A 21449-nucleotide genomic window follows, 5' to 3' on the forward strand; every position below is an offset into this window, starting at 1 on the left:
TCTTACTATGCCCGTTTTCGCCATTCTTGCGCTTGTAGCCTACTCCGTCAGCCTGGCGCTGATCATTCCCGGTCTTCTGCGGAAGAACAGCGGATGGCGCCGCTTTGCCATTTTGTCCGCCGCTATTGCCCTGGTCAGCCATGCGCTGGCGCTGGAAGCGCGCTTCTTTACCGTCGATGGCGGGCAAAACCTGAGCCTGCTGAACGTAGGCTCCCTCGTCAGCCTGATGATTTGTACGGTCATGACCATTGTCGCCTCTCGTAATCGCGGCTGGTTGCTGTTACCGATTGTTTACGCCTTTGCGCTGATAAATCTGGCGCTGGCGACCTTTATGCCCAACGAATTTATCACCCATCTCGAAGCCACGCCGGGAATGATGGTGCATATCGGCCTATCGCTCTTTGCCTATGCGACGCTGATCATTGCCGCGCTGTACGCTTTGCAGCTGGCGTGGATTGACTACCAGTTAAAGAACAAAAAGCTGGCCTTCAGCGCGGAAATGCCGCCGCTGATGGTGATCGAGCGTAAAATGTTTCATATCACCCAGGTGGGCGTTGTCCTGCTGACGTTGACGCTGTGCACCGGCCTGTTTTACATGAAGAACCTGTTCAGCATGGAAAACGTCGATAAAGCCGTGCTGTCGATTCTCGCCTGGTTTGTCTACGTCGTTCTGCTGTGGGGGCACTATCATGAAGGATGGCGCGGCCGCCGCGTAGTCTGGTTCAACGTTGCCGGCGCGGGCATTTTAACCCTCGCTTATTTTGGCAGCCGTGTCCTGCAGCAGTTCGTTAGCTAATCTCTTAAAGGAAATCACTTTTGGAACACATCTCAACCACCACGCTGATCGTCACCCTGATCATCATGGTGGTGGTGTCCGCGTACTTCTCCGGGTCAGAAACCGGCATGATGACGCTAAACCGCTACCGCCTGCGCCACCGCGCCAAACAGGGCAACCGGGCAGCGAAGCGCGTTGAAAAACTCCTGCGCAAGCCAGACCGCCTGATTAGCCTGGTGTTAATCGGGAACAACCTGGTCAATATTCTGGCTTCTGCATTAGCGACTATCGTCGGCATCCGCCTTTACGGTAACGCAGGCGTGGCAATAGCAACCGGTGTTTTAACCTTTGTCGTGCTGGTGTTTGCCGAAGTCCTGCCTAAAACCATCGCCGCGCTGTATCCCGAAAAAGTCGCCTATCCAAGCAGCTGGCTGCTCGGCCCGCTGCAGTTCCTGATGATGCCGCTGGTCTGGCTGCTGAATACTATTACCCGTCTGCTGATGCGCATGGTTGGCATCAAGGTTGACAACATTATTAGCACCGCCCTCAGCAAAGACGAGCTGCGAACCATCGTGCATGAATCCCGCTCGCAAATTTCGCGGCGCAACCAGGATATGCTGCTGTCGGTCCTGGATCTGGAAAAGGTCAGCGTCGACGACATCATGGTGCCGCGGAACGAAATCGTCGGCATCAATATTAATGACGACTGGAAGTCCATCGTCCGCCAGTTAACGCACTCCCCGCACGGCCGCATCGTGCTGTACCGCGACAATCTGGATGATGCCATCGGCATGCTGCGCGTCCGCGAAGCCTACCGCCTGATGACTGAGAAAAAAGAGTTTACCAAAGAGGTGATGCTGCGCTCCGCCGATGAGATTTACTTTGTGCCGGAAGGCACCCCGCTCAGCGTGCAGCTGGTGAAATTCCAGCGTAATAAAAAGAAAGTTGGCCTGGTGGTAGATGAATACGGCGATATCCAGGGCCTGGTAACCGTAGAGGATATTCTGGAAGAGATCGTCGGTGACTTCACCACGTCCATGTCCCCTACGCTTGCGGAAGAAGTGACGCCGCAAAACGACGGCTCGGTTATTATCGAAGGCAGCGCCAACGTGCGAGAACTCAATAAAGCCTTTAACTGGACGCTGCCGGAAGACGACGCCCGCACGGTAAACGGGATGATTCTGGAAGAAATTCAGGAAATCCCGGCGGCTGGAACCCGCATCCGGCTCAGTCAGTACGACATCGATATTCTAGACGTACAGGACAACATGATTAAGCAGGTGCGCGTCACGCCGGTAAAGCCTTTGCGGCAAAGCGTTGAGCAATAGACGTAAAAAAGCCAGCCTCCGGGCTGGCTTTTTACTTTCGGCAATAAATCAGGCTTTGGCTACGGAAACCATCGCGGCACGAATAGTACGGCCGTTCAGGGTGTAACCTTTCTGCATCACCATCAGCACGTTATTTGGTGCAACGTCGGCAGATTCAACCATCGCAATCGCCTGGTGCACGTCCGGGTTAAAAGGCACGTTAGTTTCGCCCACCACTTCCACGCCGAACTTGCGAACCACATCCAGCATCGACTTCTGGGTCAGCTCGATGCCTTCGATCATTGGGGCTAAATCCGGGTTGGACTTGTCGGCTACTTCCAGCGCGCGATCCAGGCTGTCGATAACCGGCAGCAGTTCGTTCACGAACTTTTCCAGGGCGAACTTGTGCGCTTTCTCGATATCCTGTTCGGTACGGCGACGCAGGTTAGCTAAATCAGCCTGGTGGCGTGGCTCAATTTCACGCTCGCGCTGCTTCATTTCTGCCAGTTGAGCCTGCAGATTTGCAATCTCTTCGTCGCGCGGATCCACGACATCGGCACCTTCTACGGCCTCGACTTCTTCGTGCTGATCCATGACGATATCTTCCGGGGCTTGCTCGTTAGGTGTTTTCTGTTCTTTACTACTCATGAAATTCTCCGCGTTTTTAGCATTCATCTCGCTGCTTCGCTTATTATGGGGATCAGTTTCAGGGTTTCAAGGGAACCTGTCATATTGTCGCAGGAACGTCTGCGAATAAGGACCACCAGGATAATGAACAAACATTTCAACTGCATCGGTATTGTCGGGCATCCGCGTCACCCCACCGCTCTGACCACGCATGAAATGCTCTATCGCTGGCTGTGCGCCAAAGGCTATGAAGTGATGGTGGAACAGCAAATCGCCCAGGAGCTAAACCTCAAGCAGGTGAAAACCGGCACGCTGGCGGAGATAGGCCAGCAGGCTGATTTGGCCGTGGTCGTCGGCGGGGATGGCAATATGCTGGGCGCCGCTCGGGTGCTTGCTCGCTATGACATAAAAGTCATTGGCATCAACCGTGGCAACCTGGGTTTCCTGACCGACCTTGACCCGGACAATGCCCAGCAGCAGTTGGCGGACGTTCTTGAAGGGCATTACATCACCGAACGCCGCTTCCTGCTCGAAGCCCAGGTCTGTCAGCATGATACGCCTACGCGCCTCAGTACAGCGATAAACGAAGTGGTGCTTCACCCCGGTAAAGTCGCGCATATGATTGAGTTCGAAGTCTATATCGACGAAATCTTTGCGTTTTCACAGCGCTCTGACGGGCTGATTATCTCCACGCCGACCGGCTCGACCGCCTACTCGCTTTCCGCTGGCGGCCCGATTCTTACGCCTTCGCTGGATGCTATTACGCTGGTGCCGATGTTCCCGCATACGCTGTCTGCGCGCCCGCTGGTGATCAACAGCAGCAGCACCATTCGCCTGCGTTTTTCCCATATGCGAAGTGACCTTGAAATCAGCTGCGACAGCCAGATTGCTTTGCCTATTCAGGAAGGTGAAGACGTACTCATTCGCCGCTGCGACTACCACCTCAATCTGATTCACCCGAAAGACTACAGCTATTTCAACACATTAAGTTCGAAACTCGGCTGGTCAAAAAAATTGTTCTAAAAAACCACCTGGCCACTTTACTGTATATAAAACCAGTTTATACTGTATGAAAACACAGTTATGATTTTTCATACAGGAGAGTGGTCATGCTCGCTCAACTCACCATCAGCAATTTCGCTATCGTTCGTGAACTTGAAATAGACTTTCATCACGGGATGACGGCCATTACCGGGGAAACCGGTGCCGGTAAATCTATTGCCATAGATGCGCTGGGCCTGTGCCTGGGCGGTCGCGCGGAAGCGGATATGGTGCGTTCAGGTGCAAATCGCGCGGATCTCTGCGCCCGCTTTTCCCTGAAAGACACCCCGGCTGCGCTACGTTGGCTGGAAGAAAACCAGCTGGAAGACGGCAGCGAATGCCTGCTTCGCCGCGTGATCAGCAGCGATGGCCGCTCCCGGGGCTTTATCAACGGTACCGCCGTGCCCCTTTCCCAACTGCGCGATCTCGGTCAGTTGCTTATCCAGATTCATGGCCAGCACGCCCACCAGCTGTTGCTCAAGCCCGAGCATCAAAAAACACTTCTGGACGGCTATGCCGGCGAGCAGGCGCTGATTCAACAAATGGCAGAACGCTACCGCGAATGGCACCAAAGCTGCCGTACTCTGGCGCAGCATCAGCAACTGGCTCAGGAGCGTTCAGCCAAAGCCGAACTGCTTCACTACCAGCTCAAAGAGCTGAATGAGTTTTCTCCCGTTGCCGGTGAATTCGAACTGATTGATGAAGAGTACAGGCGCCTCGCCAACAGCGGCCAGCTGCTCTCCACCAGCCAGCAGGCGCTGGACGTGCTGGCCGACGGGGAAGAAAGCAATCTACAAAGTCAGCTTTATACCGTGCGCCACCTCGTGGGTGAACTGGTGGGCATGGATAACAAGCTCTCTGGCGTACTGGATATGCTGGAAGAAGCCGCCATTCAGATTTCCGAAGCCAGCGACGAACTACGCCATTACTGCGATCGTCTGGATTTGGATCCAAACCGTCTTTATGAACTGGAACAGCGTATTTCTCGTCAGATCTCTCTGGCACGTAAGCACCACATCACGCCTGAAGAGCTACCCGATTTCCACCAGAAGTTGCTGGATGAACAGCAGTTACTGGATGAGCAAACCGGGTCGCTGGAAGCGTTGCTGCAGGCCGTTGCCCAGCATCATCAGCAGGCGCTTGCCGTGGCGCAGGCGCTGCACCAAAGCCGGGCCAAACATGCCAATGAACTGTGCCAGTTGATTACGGAAAGCATGCATTCGCTCTCCATGCCGCACGGAAAGCTCGCCATTGACGTCGAATTTAACGAAAACCACCTCACCGCTGAAGGCGCTGACCGCATTGATTTCCGCGTCAGCACCAACCCAGGGCAGCCGCTGCAGCCGCTGGCAAAAGTGGCCTCGGGCGGCGAGCTTTCTCGCATCGCGCTGGCGATTCAGGTGATCACCGCCCGTAAAATGGAAACACCGGCGCTGATCTTCGATGAAGTCGACGTGGGGATCAGCGGCCCGACCGCCGCGGTGGTGGGTAAACTGTTGCGTCAGCTAGGCGAGTCTACTCAGGTGATGTGCGTCACTCACCTGCCGCAGGTTGCCGGCTGCGGTCACCACCATTTCTTCGTCAGCAAAGAAACCGACGGGGAAATGACCGAAACGCATATGCAGCCGCTGGACAAACGTTCTCGCCTACAGGAGCTTGCTCGTCTTCTCGGCGGCAGTGAAGTGACACGCAACACGCTGGCCAATGCCAAAGAGCTGCTGGCCGCCTGAGGCTTACAATGCACGGTGTATCCTGCGCCGTGCATTGTGCAAAAAACACCCACCCCACTCGCTAATCCGACTTTCTGCCACCTTTTCAACCAACTTTTTTATGCTCCCACTGTCAGAGTTGAGCGCCTTGAGGTTTTAAACTGCTTAAAGGTCTATTATCATCGGCATAATACGAATGAGCCACGCACTACTCCGGCCCGAAAAGGAATCAAATCACTATGCGTTGTAAAATGCTGACTGCTGCCGCAGCGGTTCTTCTGATGTTGACCGCAGGCTGTTCCACTCTGGAGCGAGTGGTTTACCGCCCAGACATCAACCAGGGTAACTATCTGGCACCTAATGATGTGTCCAAACTCCGCGTGGGCATGACCCAACAACAGGTGGCCTACACCCTAGGGACGCCAATGATGTCCGATCCGTTCGGCACCAATACCTGGTTCTATGTCTTCCGCCAGCAGCCGGGCCACGAGAACGTGACTCAGCAGACGCTGACCCTGACCTTTAACAGCAGCGGCGTGCTGACCAACATCGACAACAAACCGGCCCTGACCAAAGGGGAATAAGGCTGGATCGATGCATAAAAAAAGGTGCCTCAGGCACCTTTTTTTGTCACTTTCACACAGAATTATTTCTGGGCAGAACGTTCCGCACGCTGGCGACGTAATTCTTTCGGGTCGGCAATTAGCGGCCGGTAAATCTCAACCCGATCGCCGTCATTCACTTTATCCCCCAGCTTTACCGGGCGGCTGTAAACACCGACTTTGTTTTTCGTCAGATCGATATCGTCACGAAGTTCAAGGAGGCCAGAGGCGACAATCGCCTGCTCAACCGTGCAGCCTTCCTCAAGCTTAACCTGGCGCAGGTATTGTTTTTGCGGCAGGGCATAAACCACCTCAACCTGAATCTCACGCGGCACGGTAAACCTCTTTGGCGCGGGTAGTGAATGCCTGAACCATGCTGCCGGCAAGCTCTTTAAAGATACGGCCAAAGGCCAGCTCAATAAGCTTATTGGTAAATTCGAAATCAAGCTGGAACTCAATCCGGCAGGCATCTTCACTGAGCGGCGTGAACTTCCAGCCACCCATCAGCTTTTTGAAGGGGCCATCCACCAGATGCATCAGGATGCTCTGATTGTCGGTCAGGGTATTTCGGGTAGTAAAGGTTTTGCTGATCCCGGCTTTTGAAACGTCGACCGCCGCCGTCATCTGATTAGCCGATGCGTCAATCACCCGGCTACCGGTGCAGCCAGGTAAAAATTCCGGGTACGAATTCACGTCGTTCACTAACTGGTACATCTGCTCGGCGCTGTAGGGCACCAAAGCAGTACGGCTAATCTGCGGCATAACAATTCCTGGGAGTCATAAATCGGACAAATAATAACATTTATCACCGCGCAAACAAAAACTCTCTGCCGCTCATGCTAAGATAAGCGCTTCCTCCTCGCGCAGGCCGCGGGGTGTCTTTGAACTCCTGGATTACATATACTGAGCAGCACTATGACTAAGAAAAAAGCACACAAACCAGGCTCAGCCACCATTGCGCTAAACAAGCGTGCCCGCCACGAATACTTTATCGAAGATGAGATTGAAGCGGGTCTCGCGCTGCAAGGCTGGGAAGTAAAATCATTACGTGCCGGGAAGGCAAACATCGGCGACAGCTACGTTATCTTTAAAGATGGCGAAGCTTATCTGTTTGGCGCCAACTTCACGCCGCTGACCGTCGCCTCCAGCCACGTCGTCTGCGATCCTACCCGTACCCGCAAACTGCTGCTTAACCAGCGCGAGCTGGACAACCTGTTCGGTAGCGTCAGCCGCGACGGTTATACCATCGTCGCCCTGTCCCTCTACTGGAAGAACGCCTGGTGCAAAGTGAAAATCGGCGTAGCGAAAGGTAAGAAGCAGCATGATAAGCGTTCCGATGCGAAGGATCGCGAATGGGCTGTAGATAAAGCCCGCATCATGAAAAACGCCGGCCGTTAAGGCGATTCTTTCAGCCCCGCACTCCACTGGCTCTTCTTCTGAAGAGCCAGTATAAAAAAACACACGCAATTTTAATTATCAGCTATTATTGCGCAGTCAAATATTAGAGCATCTGAATGAGTTAAGCGACACTAAATAATATATGCTACTTTCCTTCACAATTATCTTCCCCACTGAAAACCACAAACTCATAGATATATAATATTTCCTGCCTCAGCGACCATCTATATACACTTCACAAAATAGATAATTTCTTCCATACCTTTCTTCTTTACAAAACAAAATAACCCACCAAAAAAGGCACTATATCCCTTTCAGACTCAGGGATTTTTATGCCTGAAGTCTCAATTCATCCGGGATAATACAAAAACACGGCTAAAACTTATCTTAAATCTTTCAATGCAATAAGCACAACGGCACCTGACATACACCATGGAAACTAGCTTCAGCCGTTTGGGTGATCCCGCTACGTTCACTGGTACTTTAGAGTGACTTACATAGTGTTAAATATGGCTTAAGTTGCGCTTTCATTTTTTCCTGTCTATATCATCAATAGTCTCTATTTAATAAACGACGAGCCTATGACCCTGAGAATTAACTAATTTCGATTCCGCACCGGAAACGCCCTGTTTATTAACAATCACTGTCATCAATTTTTTGATACAGGCCTTTTTTCGCCAATACATCGCGAAGGGCCTTTTACACCTAAAAATTTTGCTTTCGGTAATCAACACATTACGCCGGGCAACTGACTACCACCACGTTCATCGCGAATGGAGTGATAACAATGCGTTCAATTTTAATTATCTCTAAATTAACCGGCGTTAAAAACAACGTCGAAGCCTCTGAAATCACCTTAAAAGGCCCTTCAATTGTCGAGCTAAAAATTGAACGTGAAGAGGTCGCCAGCTACACGCGTTCAGGCCAGGATCTGGTGATCAAACTCCATTCCGGCGAAACCATTACCATCAAAAACTACTACGCCTTTGCCGATCAGGGTGGCAACCAGCTAGTGTTGGAAGGCCATGACGGCGTGCTTTGGTGGGTTCAGGATCCAGAAACCGCAGCTCACTATGAGCAAATTGCCAATATTGACGCGATCATGACCGCCACCGGCGCACATGCCGAAGGCGGCGCCCTCTGGCCGTGGGTGCTGGGCGGGCTGGCCGTTGCCGCAGGCGGTGCCATTGCTGCCGCCTCTAGCGGCGGCGGCGGGCACTCTGACAGCGGAACCAACCCAGGCAATCCTGGCAGACCAGACGTTACTCCACCGCCGGCACCTACCGGCCTTGCCGTCTCCGCAGACGGCAGAACCGTTACCGGTAATGCCGAAGCGGGCTCCACGGTCACGGTAAAAGATGCCAGTGGCAACGTTATTGGCACCGGTACTGCTGGCACCGACGGCAGTTTCACCATCACCCTCACCTCGCCACAGATAACAGGCGAAACGCTGACCGTCACGGCAACAGATCCTTCTGGCAACACTGGTCCAGGCGCCACTATTACCACACCGACTATTCCGCTGCCTGACGAACCTGGCATTACAGGTATCACGAACGATCATCCGAATGCGCCTAACGGCGGTAATATCGGCAATAACTCACCAACCAATGACAACACGCCAACGCTGAACGGCACCGGTCAGGCCGGTACCACGGTGCATATTTACGACAACGGCGTGCAGATTGGCACCGTTGTGGTCGGCGCCAATGGGACCTGGAGCTTCACGCCAGGCACTGCCTTGGCTGACGGCACCCACTCTTTCACCGTCACGGCGACAAATGAAAGGGGCGAAAGCGCAACCTCTCCGGCCTATACCATCACCATTGACACCGTGCCACCTGCGGCTGCAACCGATCTGGCCGTTAGCCCAGACGGTGATACCCTGACCGGCCATGCTGAAGCAGGATCCACAGTTACGGTAAAAGATGCCAATGGCAACGTGATAGGCACTGGCACGGCGGGCACCGACGGCAGCTTCACTATTACTTTGACCACCCCGCAGATAACCGGCGAAATACTGACCGTCACGGCGACCGATCCCTCAGGTAATAGCAGTCCTGGTGCCACCATTACCGCACCGAATATCCCGCTGCCGGATGAGCCAGCTATCACCGGCGTAATTAACGATAACCCGGGTGCGCCTAACGGCGGCAACGTAGGCAATAACTCCCCAACCAACGACAATACTCCCACGCTGAACGGCACCGGCCAGGCTGGCACGACCATTCACATCTACGATAACGGGGTACAGATTGGGACGGTCGTGGTAGGCGCCGGCGGAACCTGGAGCTTTACCCCGGGTAGCGCGCTGGCCGACGGCTCCCATGTGTTTACTGCCACGGCGAGTAACGAAAGGGGCGAAACCGCCCCATCCCCGGCGTATACCGTCACCATTGACACCGCTCCTCCGGGGCCGGCAACCGGTCTGGCCGTTAGCCCGGATGGGGAAATCGTTACCGGTCATGCCGAAGCGGGCAGCACAATAACCATCAAAGACCCGAACGGCGTAGTCGTCGGGTCAGGTACTGCCGATAACAATGGCAACATCAGCATCACCCTGACCACGCCGCAGGTAGACGGTGAGACACTGACCGTGGTCGTCACCGATCCGGCGGGCAACAACAGTCCTCCGGCCAACGTGACCGCGCCGGACGTACTCCCGCCGGTATTGCCGGTGATTACCGGCGTTCTTGACGACGTCGCGCCAGTCACCGGTAACGTAGGGAACGGGCAGTCAACCAACGACAACACGCCAACCCTGCAGGGGAGTGGACAAGCCGGGGACACCATTCATATCTATGCCAACGGGAGTGAGATCGGTACCACTAAGGTCGGCCTGGACGGCACCTGGAGCTTTACGCCAACCACACCGCTGGTGGATAACGCCTACATTTTCACCGCTATGGCATCTAACGTTCGGGGAGACAGCGGCACGTCAGTCAGCTATACCGTGACTGTAGATACCGCCGCGCCTTCCGAACCGACCGGCCTGCTTGTCAGCGCTAATGGCGACATAGTGACGGGGATTGCCGAGGCAGGCAGCACCGTCACCATCAAAGATGCGAACGGGAACGTGATTGGTACCGGTACCGCTGCGCCTATTACTGGCGTATTCAGCATCACCCTGACCACGCCGCAGCTTGACGGCAGTCACCTCCAGGTCACGGCTACCGATGCAGCAGGCAACGTCAGCCCGCCGGGAGAAGCCACCGCGCCGTTCTTCCCGCTGCCGACCATCCCTGTGATTACCACCATCATTGATGACGTCCCGCCGATCGTTGGCACCGTACCCAACAATCAGCCAACCAACGATCAGACCCCAACCCTGCAGGGGACAGGCGTCGTCGGCGAGACGATTCATATCTTTGATAATGGCGTAGAGATCGGCACCACCATCGTGCTCGTGGGGGGGATCTGGACCTTTACCCCCGTCGCCAATCTGCCCGACGGCCCGCATAGCTTCACCGCCACGGCCTCGAATATTCGCGGCGATAGCGGAAGCTCCACGTCCTACACCGTCATTGTCGATACCGTCGTGAATCCGCCGGTACTCGATCAGATCCTCGACACGGTCGGCTCTATCACCGGCCCTATCGGCAACAACGGTATTACCGATGATAATAAACCGGCCTTCAGCGGCACCGGGGAAGCAGGCAGTACACTGACTATCTTTGATAATGGCCTGCCCATTGGGCAGGTTACCGTGGGTAGCGACGGCAAATGGAGCTTTACGCCTTCTATCGCCCTGGCCGATGGCCCGCACGCGATTACGCTGCAGCAGACCGACCTCGCGGGCAACATCAGTAGCGTGACCGTCGGCCCAACCTTCACAGTGGACACCCTTCCACCGGTGGCGGTCACCATTGACACCGTGAGCCAGGACGGCACAACCGTGACCGGGACAGGTGAGGCCGGTGACACCGTGAAAATTGTCGGTCCAAACGGCGTGCTACTGGGTACGGCACAAATTGACCAAACCGGGCACTTCACCCTGACCCTCACCCCGGCCCAAACGCATGGCGGCACGCTGACTGCCCAGGTGCAGGATGCGGCGGGTAACATGGGGCCGGATACCACCTTCCCGGCGTCAAACTCCGGCTTCCCGACCATTCCGGTTCTGATTTCGGTCACTGACGATGTCGGCCCGATCCAGGGGCCGCTGACGAACGGTCAACCAACGGATGACAACCGTCCGACCCTGAAAGGCACCGCCGAGGCGGGATCGACTATCACTATTTTCGACAATGGCTTATTCATTGGTGCCACCCTGGCTGATGCGGGTGGCAACTGGAGCTTCACTCCTCTCCTGCCGCTGCTTGATGGCCCCCACAACTTTACGCTTTCGGCCACGAATACTAACGGCACCAGCGGGATATCCTCACCGTTTGGCGTCGTCGTGGATACCACGCCTCCGATACTGCCCACCGGACTGGCCGTCTCTAACGACGGGACAACGCTCACCGGGACAGCAGAAGCCAACAGCAAGGTCACCATCACAAACGCCAGCGGCACCGTGCTCGGTACGGCCACGGCGGACGGTACCGGTCACTTCAGCGTGACGCTCAACCCACCTCAGCTTAACGGGGAGATCTTAACCGCCAAAGCGACCGACGCGGCGGGTAACACTGGCCCTGGTGCCGCTATTCCTGCCCCGGATCACACGCCACCGAATGCCCCAACCGGGCTGGCCGTGAGCGCTGATGGCCTGCATGTGACCGGTACCGCCGAACCGAACAGTACCGTCACCGTCTGGGACGGTAACGGCAATGTGATTGGCGTTGGTATCGCCAGCGGCACGGGCACATTTGATATTTCCCCGCTCACGCCACCGCAGCTAAACGGCCAGACGCTGATGGTCACCGCGACGGACGCCGCGAACAACGTCAGTACGCCTGCCGCCGTCATTGCCCAGGATCATACGCCGCCTGCGCTGCCGACCAACCTCACCTTCAATGAAGACGGCTCGGTACTGACCGGTAAAGCCGAGGCTGGCAGCACGGTGAAAGTGACCGACGCGCTGGGCAATCCGTTGGGCCAGGCCGTTGCCGGACCGGATGGCAGCTTTAGCATCACCCTGACAACCCCGCAGGCGAACGGCCAGCTGGTGGAAGTGAACGCCACGGATGCCGCAGGGAATATCGGCCCGAACGCCCCGGTCACCGCCCCGGATATCACCCCACCGAATATGCCGATCATCGGTTCCGTGGTCGACAATGTGCCTGAGCATACCGGTAACCTGAACAACGGCGATCTGACTAACGACGATAAACCGACGATCTCCGGTACGGCTGAAGCTAACTCAACCGTGAAGATTTACGACAACGGGACGCTGATCGGCACGGTCAGCGCCAACGGCAGCGGAGCCTGGACCTTTACGCCGACCACCTCTATTGGCCAGGGCCTGCATAGCCTGACGGTGACCGCCACCGATGCCGCAGGCAACGTCAGCCAGCCGAGCGCCGCCTTTAACATCAACGTAGACTCCATCGCCCCTACCGCCCCAACGATTACCCAGGTGTATGACGATGTGGGCACCGTGACCGGGCCGGTCAGCAATAACGGCGCCACCAACGATCCGACGCCAACCCTGAGCGGCAGCGGCGAACCGGGATCTATCATCACGGTTTACGACGGACTGGACGTCCTGGGCACCACCACCGTTAACGGCAACGGCACCTGGACATTTACGCCAACCACGCCGCTGCTGGACGGGCCACATTCCTTTACGGTCACGGCTTCGGATGCCGCAGGCAACGTCACCGCACATTCCCCGGCGTGGGACATCAATCTGATTACTACGCTGCCGGCCACGCCGGTGATTGGCGAAATTCTGGATACCGTCGGGAGCGTCACCGGGCCAGTCCTGCCGGGCACCTCTACCGACGATACCAAACCGGTTATCAGCGGCACCGCCGGGGCTAACGCAGTCGTGAATATTTACGATGGCAACACGCTGATCGGCACCGTGACGGCAAACGGCAGCGGCGCATGGACGTTTACGCCAACCCAGCCGCTAAGCGAAGGTTCGCACACCATCAATGTGTACGTGACCGATGCCGCCGGGAATACCAGTAATGCCGCAACCCAGATTGTTATTATCGATACGACTCCGCCGGGAGCGCCTTCCATCGACGGGGCGCTGGGTAACGTCGCAAACACGCAGACTCCGCTGATTAACGGCGGCAGTACCCAAAGTACGGAACCCGTGTTCTCAGGCAAAGGTGAAATTGGGGCCACTATTACCCTGTACGTCGACGGGGGGACAACGCCAATTGGCACGGCCACCGTAGACGCGACCGGGAGCTGGACAATCACCCCAACCTCACCGCTGGGCAGCGGGACGCACGTGTTTACTACCGTGGCAACGGATCCGGCGGGCAACACGGGGATGCCTTCTTCTGGCTTCACGCTCTCGGTTTACGCGACGCCTCCGGCTCAGCCAGCGGCACCAGTCGTGACCGATAATGTGCCTCCGGTGGTCGGTCCCGTCGCTCCGGGCGGCAGTACCAATGACACCACGCCAACCTTTAGCGGGACCGGCATCGCGGGCTCAACCATCAACGTCTACAACAACGGGAACGACCTGATAGGCACCGCCACCGTGCGCTCCGACGGGACCTGGAGCGTGACCCCGTCAACGCCGTTTACCGAAACGACCTACAACATTACCGTCCAGGTGACCGATCCGGCGGGCAACATCAGCCTGCCGTCAGCCCCGATCGCGATCACCGTAGACACAACGCCGCCGGCGGCACCGACTATCGGTACCGTAGATGACGGCGTGGGTCCGGTGACCGGGCCAATTACCAACGGCATTACCGATGACACGAAGCCGGTGTTCCACGGCACGGGTGAAATCGGCGCGACCGTCACGCTTTACAACGGCAGCACGGCGATAGGCTCTGCGGTAGTGGATGGCTCGGGTAACTGGACCATTACGCCGAATACCGCACTCAACAACGGCGTGAATACCATCACCGCCGAACAAACCGATAAAGCCGGGAACGTCAGCGGGCCATCCACCGATTATGTACTGACCGTCGATACCGTGCCGCTCACCGCGCCGGTCGTCGTGGAAATCATTGATAACGTGGGCCCGATCCAGACCCCGCTGGTCAACGGCAGCTTCACCGATGACACCACGCCAACCTTTACCGGTACCGGCAAAGTCGGCAGCACAATCACGCTGTACGACACCAATGGCACGACGATTCTGGGTACCGGTGTCGTGGCCGCCAATGGCACATGGAGTATCACCACTTCCGTGCTGCCGGAAGGTGCACACAGCATTACCATCAAAGCGGTGGATGACGTAGGCAACAGCGTGGGGCCTTCTGTGCCAATTGTGATTAACGTCGATACCACTCCGCCACCAAACCCTGTGGTGCTGCCGATCACCGACCCTACCGGTACGCTTGTAGCCGGTACCGCTGAACCGGGGGCAACGGTTATCATCAAAGACTCCAGCGGCAACGTGCTGGGCACCGGCGTGGCTGACCCGATTTTGGGTACCTGGACCGTTACGATGTCACCGGCTCAAACCACCGGCGCAACCCTGACGGCTATTGCTCAGGATCCAGCGGGTAACCAAAGCGCGGGCATTAACTTCACCGCAACCAGCTCCATCCTGCCGCATCCGCCAACCATCGATCTGGTAGACGATAACGTGGGCGCCATAACCGGTAACGTCGGCAACGGGAAATCGACCGATGATACTTTACCTACCCTGAGTGGTTCAGGTGCCTCCGCGGGCGGTGTCGTGCATGTTTACATTGATGGCGTGCTGTTCACTTCTGTGCCCGTCGGCGCCGGCGGCACATGGACGTATCAGCTCACCACCCCGCTGACTCAAGGCCCGCATACCTTTGCCGTCAGCCAGACCGTCGGTCTTGAGACGAGCGGCCTGTCTCCGCTCTACACCATCATTGTCGACACCACGCCACCAGCCCAGCCGGTGATTGTCTCCGTGGTAGACGATGTAGTAGGCGGCGTAGTCGGGCCGTTGACCAATGGCCAGGCCACGAACGACCCAACGCCAACCCTGAGCGGCACGGCGGAAGCTGGCAGCACGGTGAACATTCTCGATAACGGCACCATCATCGGTACCGTCACCGCGAATGCCCTCGGCATCTGGACCTTTACGCCAGGCACTAACCTTGGCGAGGGTTCTCACACCCTGACCGTCACGGCGACAGACGCCGCCGGGAACGTCAGCCTGCCGTCCACCGGCTTTGTGGTCAATGTGGATACTGTCGCCCCAACAGCACCGGTGATATCAACCGTCATCAACGATGTCACATCGCAGCCAGTCATCTCCGGCCAGCCGACTAACGACAATACGCCAACCTTCAGCGGTACAGCCGAGGCCGGGACCACGCTGACCTTCAAGGACGGAAACGTCGTGATCGGCACCGTAACGGTACCGGTGGGTGGGAACTGGAGCTTTACCCCAACGGTTCCGCTACTGGATGGCAGCCATAACATCACCGTGACCGCCATGGATGCGGCAGGCAACGTCAGCGGCCCAAGCACAGGGTTCAACGTGGTGGTCGATACCGTGCCGCCTGTAGTGCCAGTCATTCTTTCGGTCATCGACGACCAGACTCAGCCGGGCACTAACCTGCCGCTGATCAACGGCCAGTTGACGAAGGACACTCAGCCAACCCTGAGCGGCACGGCGGAAGCCAACGCCACCATCACGGTGAAAGACGGCAATAACGTGCTGGGAACCACCCAGGCGGATGCGCTGGGCGCCTGGACATTCACCCCGTCCGCACCGCTGGGCCAAGGGACACATACCCTGAACGTCACGGCGACGGATGCCGCTGGCAACGTCAGTAACGCGGCTTCGTTTGGCGTGAATATTGACTCTGTCGCCCCGAACCCACCGGTGATCGTCACCGTGCTGGACAATACCGCGCCGGTTCTGGGGCCAATCACCAACGGCCAGGCCACCAACGAAACCCGCCCTTCCCTGAGCGGAACGGCGGAAGCTGGCGCCATTATTAAAGTTTACAGCGATGGCAACCTGATCGGCACCACCCTTGCCAACGGTTCCGGGGCATGGAGCCTGACGCCGGTGGCGGCACTCGGCAATGGCGCCCATACGTTAACCGTCACCGCGACCGATGCAGCCGGCAACGTCAGTAATCCGTCCAGTGGCTTTGCGCTGACGGTGGATACTATTGCTCCGAACGCGCCGGTCATCAGCACCGTGGCGGATGCCGTCGGCCCAATCGTCGGCAACTTGTCTAACGGCCAGGTCACCGACGACACCCGTCCGGTGCTGACCGGTACCGCTGAGGGCAATGCTACCGTCAGCGTGTACGACAACGGCGTTCTGCTTGGCACCGTCCAGGCAGATGCTGGCGGGGCGTGGAGCTTCAGGCCTGGCACCGCACTGATTAACGGCGGCCATGCGCTGACCGTGACCGCGACGGACGCTGCGGGCAACGTCAGCCTGCCGTCAACACCGTTTAACGTGGTGGTGGATACCATTGCGCCTACTCAGCCGATTGTGGTTCAGGCCTTCGATGACGTTGGTCCGGTTCAGGGGCCATTGGTGAGCGGACAGACAACGGACGACACTCAGCCAGCTCTCAGCGGGACAGCGGAAGCTAACTCCACCATTAATATTTACGATAATGGCAACCTGATTGGCACCGTAACGACCAGTGCCCTGGGAGCATGGACCTTCACGCCTGGGACCGCGCTGCCTCTCGGCCAGCACGTATTCACCGTCACCGCGACCGATGCGGCAGGCAACACCAGCGTACCTTCGGCTGGCTTTACCCTGACCATCGCCAGCGGCGTGTCGAATACGCCGGTGCTGACCTCTGTGGTGGACGATGTCGCCGGTGGCACGGTCGGGCCATTAACCAGCGGCCAGGCCACTAACGATGCACGCCCAACCCTGAACGGAACGGCAGATGCCAACAGCACCATCAAGATTTACGATGGCGGCAACCTGATTGGCACCGTGTCGGCTAACGCCTTGGGCGTTTGGGTCTTTACCCCGCCGACCGCGCTGGCAAACGGCTCGCATACCTTTACCATCACCGCGACCAACGGTGCAGGCGTAATCAGTAGCCCAACGGCAGGCTTCACCATCGTGGTGGATACCGTGGCGCCTAACCAGCCTGCGATAACCTCTGTGGTAGATGATGTCGGCCCGATCACTGGCCCGGTAGGTAACAACCAGCCAACGGACGATACACGCCCAACCCTGAACGGGACCGCCGAAGCCAACGCCACGGTCAATATCTTTGATAACGGCGTGCTGCTGGGTACCACAACGGCAAACGGCAGCGGCGTCTGGACGTTCACGCCAACGCTGCCTCTGCTTCAGGGCAACCACTCGTTCACCGTCACCGCAACGGATGCGGCGGGTAACGTCAGCGTTCCGTCCGTACCGGCCGGTATTATTGTCGATACCGTCCCGCCGCTGGCGCCAACAGGTCTGACGGTCAACGCCACTGGTACAGTTGTTACCGGCGTTGCGGAAGCCAACAGCAAAGTGACCGTTACCTCGGCGACGGGTACCGTTCTGGGTACGGCTCAGGCTGACGGCAACGGGAACTTCAGCATTACGCTCTCCCCTGCGCAAACCAGCGCCCAGCCGCTGCTGGCCTTCGCTCAGGATGCCGCCGGGAACATCGGCGTTTCCGCCAGCTTCACCGCACCGTTTACCGGTGTGCCAGGGCTGCCGGTGATCACCAGCATCGTGGACGATGTTCTGCCGAAAACCGGCGTGGTGGGCAACGGGCAGAGCACCAATGACACCCAGCCGACGATCAACGGCACCGCCGAAGCCAACGCCACCGTCAAGATCTACGACAACGGTGCGCTGCTGGGGACGGTCACCGCCAACGCGAGCGGCGTCTGGACGTTTACCCCAACCGGTGCGCTGGGTGATGGCGTGCACGCCTTTACCGCCACAGCAACCAACGCCAACGGGACGGGCGGGGCGTCTCTGCCGACCTCGGTGATTGTCGATACTATTCCACCGCTGATCCCAACCGGGGTTATCAGCGCAGACGGGTCGACGATCACTGGCGTCGCGGAAGCTAACAGCACCGTAACCATCACGCTGCCGGGCGGGATCACCGTCACCGGCACGGCGAATGCGTCCGGCGCGTTCAGCATCACCCTGCCGACTCGCCAGATTGAAGGGCAGTCGCTGTCAATATCTGCCGCGGATGCGGCGGGTAACGTCTCTCCATCGCTCTCGATCACCGCGCCGATTCTGCCACTTTCGGCCAGCAGCAACGTGGTCGATCTGGCGCTGACCAGCAACGCAGACATCACCACCTCGCACTACAGTGGCTATGGCAACCTACTGATTGGCGCGCTGGGGAACGTGGCGTCGGTTCTGGGCAGCAATACCGCCCAGGTCGGCTTCACCATCGGCAGCGGAGCAACGGGGCATATCACCATTAATGCCGCCGCCACCGGCGTGGTACTGTCATTGCTGAATACGCTGGAAATCGCTATTCAGAAATTTGACGCGACCACTAACTCCTGGACGACGGTTGTCGACTCTTCACTGCCGCAGTTCCTGAACCTGCTGACCCTGGGCGCTACCGGCGTTACCCTGAACCTTGACGGACTGGGCGAAGGGCAATACCGCGTGCTGGGCTACAACACCAGCCTGCTGGCAACAGGTGCAGCGACCAACCTTGCGGTGACCGTCGAGCAGACCAGCGCCGGCGTGGTCAGCGGAACCACCACCTCAAGCGGGAACGTCATTACCGATCCGGGTCCTGGTGGGGCTGTGGACAACGCCCCTACCGGCACCGTGGTCACGGCTATTACCGATGGCCAGGGCGTCTCCCATACGGTTGGCGCTGGCGGACTGGATATTCAGGGTAAATACGGCACCCTGCATATCAACCAGGACGGCAGCTATACCTACACCTTAACCAACACCTCAGCCGCGGTGCTGGGCCGTACCGAGAACTTTACCTACACCATTACCCAAAATGGCATCAGCGACTCTGCGCAGCTGATTGTCACCCTGGGCAACGGTGCCCCGGCCAGTACGGTCACCGCCACGGATAACACCGGTTCGCTGACCTTCGGCACCGATGTTGTCGCCGTTGACCACGGGGCTTCACAGCAAACGGGTCTGTCGGTGCTGAGCGTCGGTCTGGGGAATGTGGTCAACCTCAACCTGTTGGCTAACATGAGCAACCCGATTCTGTTTGATGTCGCAGACGGATCGACGCGCACCATGACGCTGCAGGCCAGCGTGGGCGGGGTGGCGCTGCTCTCCACCTTCGACCTGTACATCTACAAGTTCAACGTGGCGACCCAGCAATACGAGCAGTTCCAGGTGCAGAAAACCTGGCTAACGGCTCCGCTGTTGGGCGGCACCTCAGGCCAGTTGACCGTCACCCTGGGCGGCGGGGACTACCTGTTCCTGCTGATGAACGCGAGCGGTGTCTCACTGCTGACCAGCTACACGCTGAATATCCTCCAGGATCATACCTACGCGGTGGACAGCCTGGCGGCCTCAACTGCCGGGAACGTGATGCAGGACGATGTCGCGCCAGCAGGCAGCTTGCTGACGGCGGTGAACGGCGTGGCAGTTTCCGCGACCGGTACCACCACCATCAACGGTAAGTTCGGGACGCTGACCATTGATGCCCACGGCAACTACACCTACACGCTGAAATCCGGCGTGGGAGCTGACAGCATCAATACGCCAGACAGCTTCGTGTACACCGTGACCGCGCCAAACGGGGATACCGGTACCGCGTCGCTGAACATCACCGCCACACCGCATACCGTGGATGCCGTGAACGATATCAGCTCCATCATGGCTATCACGTCGACGCAAAACACTGCGGCTTACGCTAGCGCCAACGTTGGGTCAGCCTCCTGGAACACGGCGCTGCTGGCCTCTACCCACGGCAACGGCAGCGGCACCTTTAACATTGCGGATAACACCGTGCTTAGCGGGGCCAACATTGTGTTCAAAGTGGCTTCCGGTCTGGTATTGGGTGGACTGTCCGTCAGCTGGACGCTAAGCGACGGCCAGGGTCACACCTATACCGGCACCTTTAGCGGCAGCGCCCTGCTGGGCGGCACGGCAACCATTCCAATCACAGATCTGCACTCAGGCACCTGGACGCTGAGCTATGTCGGGAACATGGGGCCATTGGGGCTGGGCACGATCACCATCACGCCAACGGTCACCGGGACGTCAAACCTGCTGGATAGCTTCACGGCGCAAAGCACCATCGTACACGGCAACCTGTACGACGGGACTGACTCCGCAGGTGCGTCTGACCAGCTTGGCAGCGTGCATACGCTGATGACAATTACCGGCGCCAACGGCAGCTCGGCCACGCTGAACCCGATGAGCAACAGCGACGCGGTGGCCACGATACAGGGGCAGTACGGCGCGCTGAAAATTGGTATCGGCGGCGACTACACCTACACCCTGAATCCGGGGGTATCGCCGGGGTCAATCACCAACAAAGAGGTCTTTACCTACGCTCTGAACGATCAGAACGGGCATACGGACACCGCCACCCTGACCATTAACATGAACCCGCAAATCGTCAGTACCGCATATGGGGACATTATCACCGGTTCTTCGGCCTACGCCGATACGCTGGTGTACCACGTCCTTGCAGGCGGCTCGGCCGATGGCACCGGCGGCAACGGATCGGACGTCTGGAAGAATTTCTCGCTCGCCAACGGGGACCAGATCAACATCCACGACCTGCTGGTCGGCTGGAACGGGCAGACCTCATCGCTGGGTAATTACCTGAGCGTGGCAAGCGTCGGCAACAACACGGTGATTTCCATCGACCGTGACGGTACCGCCGGCACATACCACTCAACCACTCTTGTCACTTTGGAGAACGTGCACACCACACTCGATGAGCTGATCCAGAACAACCACATTGTTGCCTGATAGTAGTTGCGATAAATCCCCGGGCGCACAGACGCCCGGGGAATAAGACAAAAACGCAGT

10 protein-coding genes are annotated in these 21449 nt (G+C 57.7%); 7 read left to right on the top strand and 3 right to left on the bottom strand.

Features of this window, described 5'->3' with window-relative positions:
- Nucleotides 1-7 precede the first annotated feature (7 nt).
- Nucleotides 8-796 carry a cytochrome C assembly family protein gene (locus A936_RS12110; protein WP_008458173.1) on the top strand — a complete coding sequence of 263 codons (789 nt, stop codon included), beginning with the start codon at nt 8-10 and terminating at the stop codon, nt 794-796.
- A gap of 20 nt (nt 797-816) precedes the next feature.
- Nucleotides 817-2103: an HlyC/CorC family transporter gene (locus tag A936_RS12115; protein ID WP_034808997.1), complete on the top strand. Its 1287-nt coding sequence runs from the start codon at nt 817-819 to the stop codon at nt 2101-2103.
- Nucleotides 2104-2151: 48 nt separating this feature from the next.
- On the opposite strand, the gene grpE is transcribed toward A936_RS12115, so the two are convergent.
- Complete coding sequence (gene grpE / locus A936_RS12120) at nt 2152-2730, bottom strand: nucleotide exchange factor GrpE (RefSeq protein ID WP_008458175.1); 579 nt, start codon at nt 2728-2730, stop codon at nt 2152-2154.
- 123 nt (nt 2731-2853) lie between these two features.
- Between grpE and nadK the strand changes: the two genes are divergently transcribed.
- The 3 genes from nadK to bamE all read left to right on the top strand — a co-directional run bounded on the left by nadK (nt 2854) and on the right by bamE (nt 6043).
- Nucleotides 2854-3732, top strand: a complete 879-nt coding sequence (gene nadK, locus A936_RS12125) for an NAD(+) kinase (protein WP_008458177.1) — start codon at nt 2854-2856, stop codon at nt 3730-3732.
- Between the two features lie 86 nt (nt 3733-3818).
- The gene (recN, locus tag A936_RS12130; protein ID WP_008458180.1) at nt 3819-5480 is read left to right on the top strand and encodes a DNA repair protein RecN; all 1662 of its coding nucleotides are present in this window, start codon (nt 3819-3821) and stop codon (nt 5478-5480) included.
- 218 nt (nt 5481-5698) lie between these two features.
- Nucleotides 5699-6043, top strand: a complete 345-nt coding sequence (bamE, locus tag A936_RS12135) for an outer membrane protein assembly factor BamE (protein WP_008458182.1) — start codon at nt 5699-5701, stop codon at nt 6041-6043.
- Nucleotides 6044-6105: 62 nt separating this feature from the next.
- Here the strand turns inward: bamE and A936_RS12140 are convergent, their stop codons facing one another.
- Nucleotides 6106-6396, bottom strand: a complete 291-nt coding sequence (locus A936_RS12140; RefSeq protein WP_008458183.1) for an RnfH family protein — start codon at nt 6394-6396, stop codon at nt 6106-6108.
- Nucleotides 6386-6823: a type II toxin-antitoxin system RatA family toxin gene (locus tag A936_RS12145; protein WP_008458184.1), complete on the bottom strand. Its 438-nt coding sequence runs from the start codon at nt 6821-6823 to the stop codon at nt 6386-6388. Before A936_RS12145 ends, A936_RS12140 begins: the two co-directional genes overlap by 11 nt.
- A gap of 153 nt (nt 6824-6976) precedes the next feature.
- On the opposite strand from A936_RS12145, the gene smpB reads away from it, so the two are divergent.
- Nucleotides 6977-7459: an SsrA-binding protein SmpB gene (gene smpB / locus A936_RS12150; RefSeq protein WP_008458185.1), complete on the top strand. Its 483-nt coding sequence runs from the start codon at nt 6977-6979 to the stop codon at nt 7457-7459.
- Between the two features lie 787 nt (nt 7460-8246).
- Nucleotides 8247-21389, top strand: a complete 13143-nt coding sequence (locus tag A936_RS12155) for a BapA/Bap/LapF family large adhesin (protein ID WP_008458186.1) — start codon at nt 8247-8249, stop codon at nt 21387-21389.
- Nucleotides 21390-21449 lie beyond the last annotated feature (60 nt).

It is taken from the genome of Enterobacter sp. Ag1 (assembly GCA_000277545.1).
Classification (GTDB): domain Bacteria; phylum Pseudomonadota; class Gammaproteobacteria; order Enterobacterales; family Enterobacteriaceae; genus Cedecea.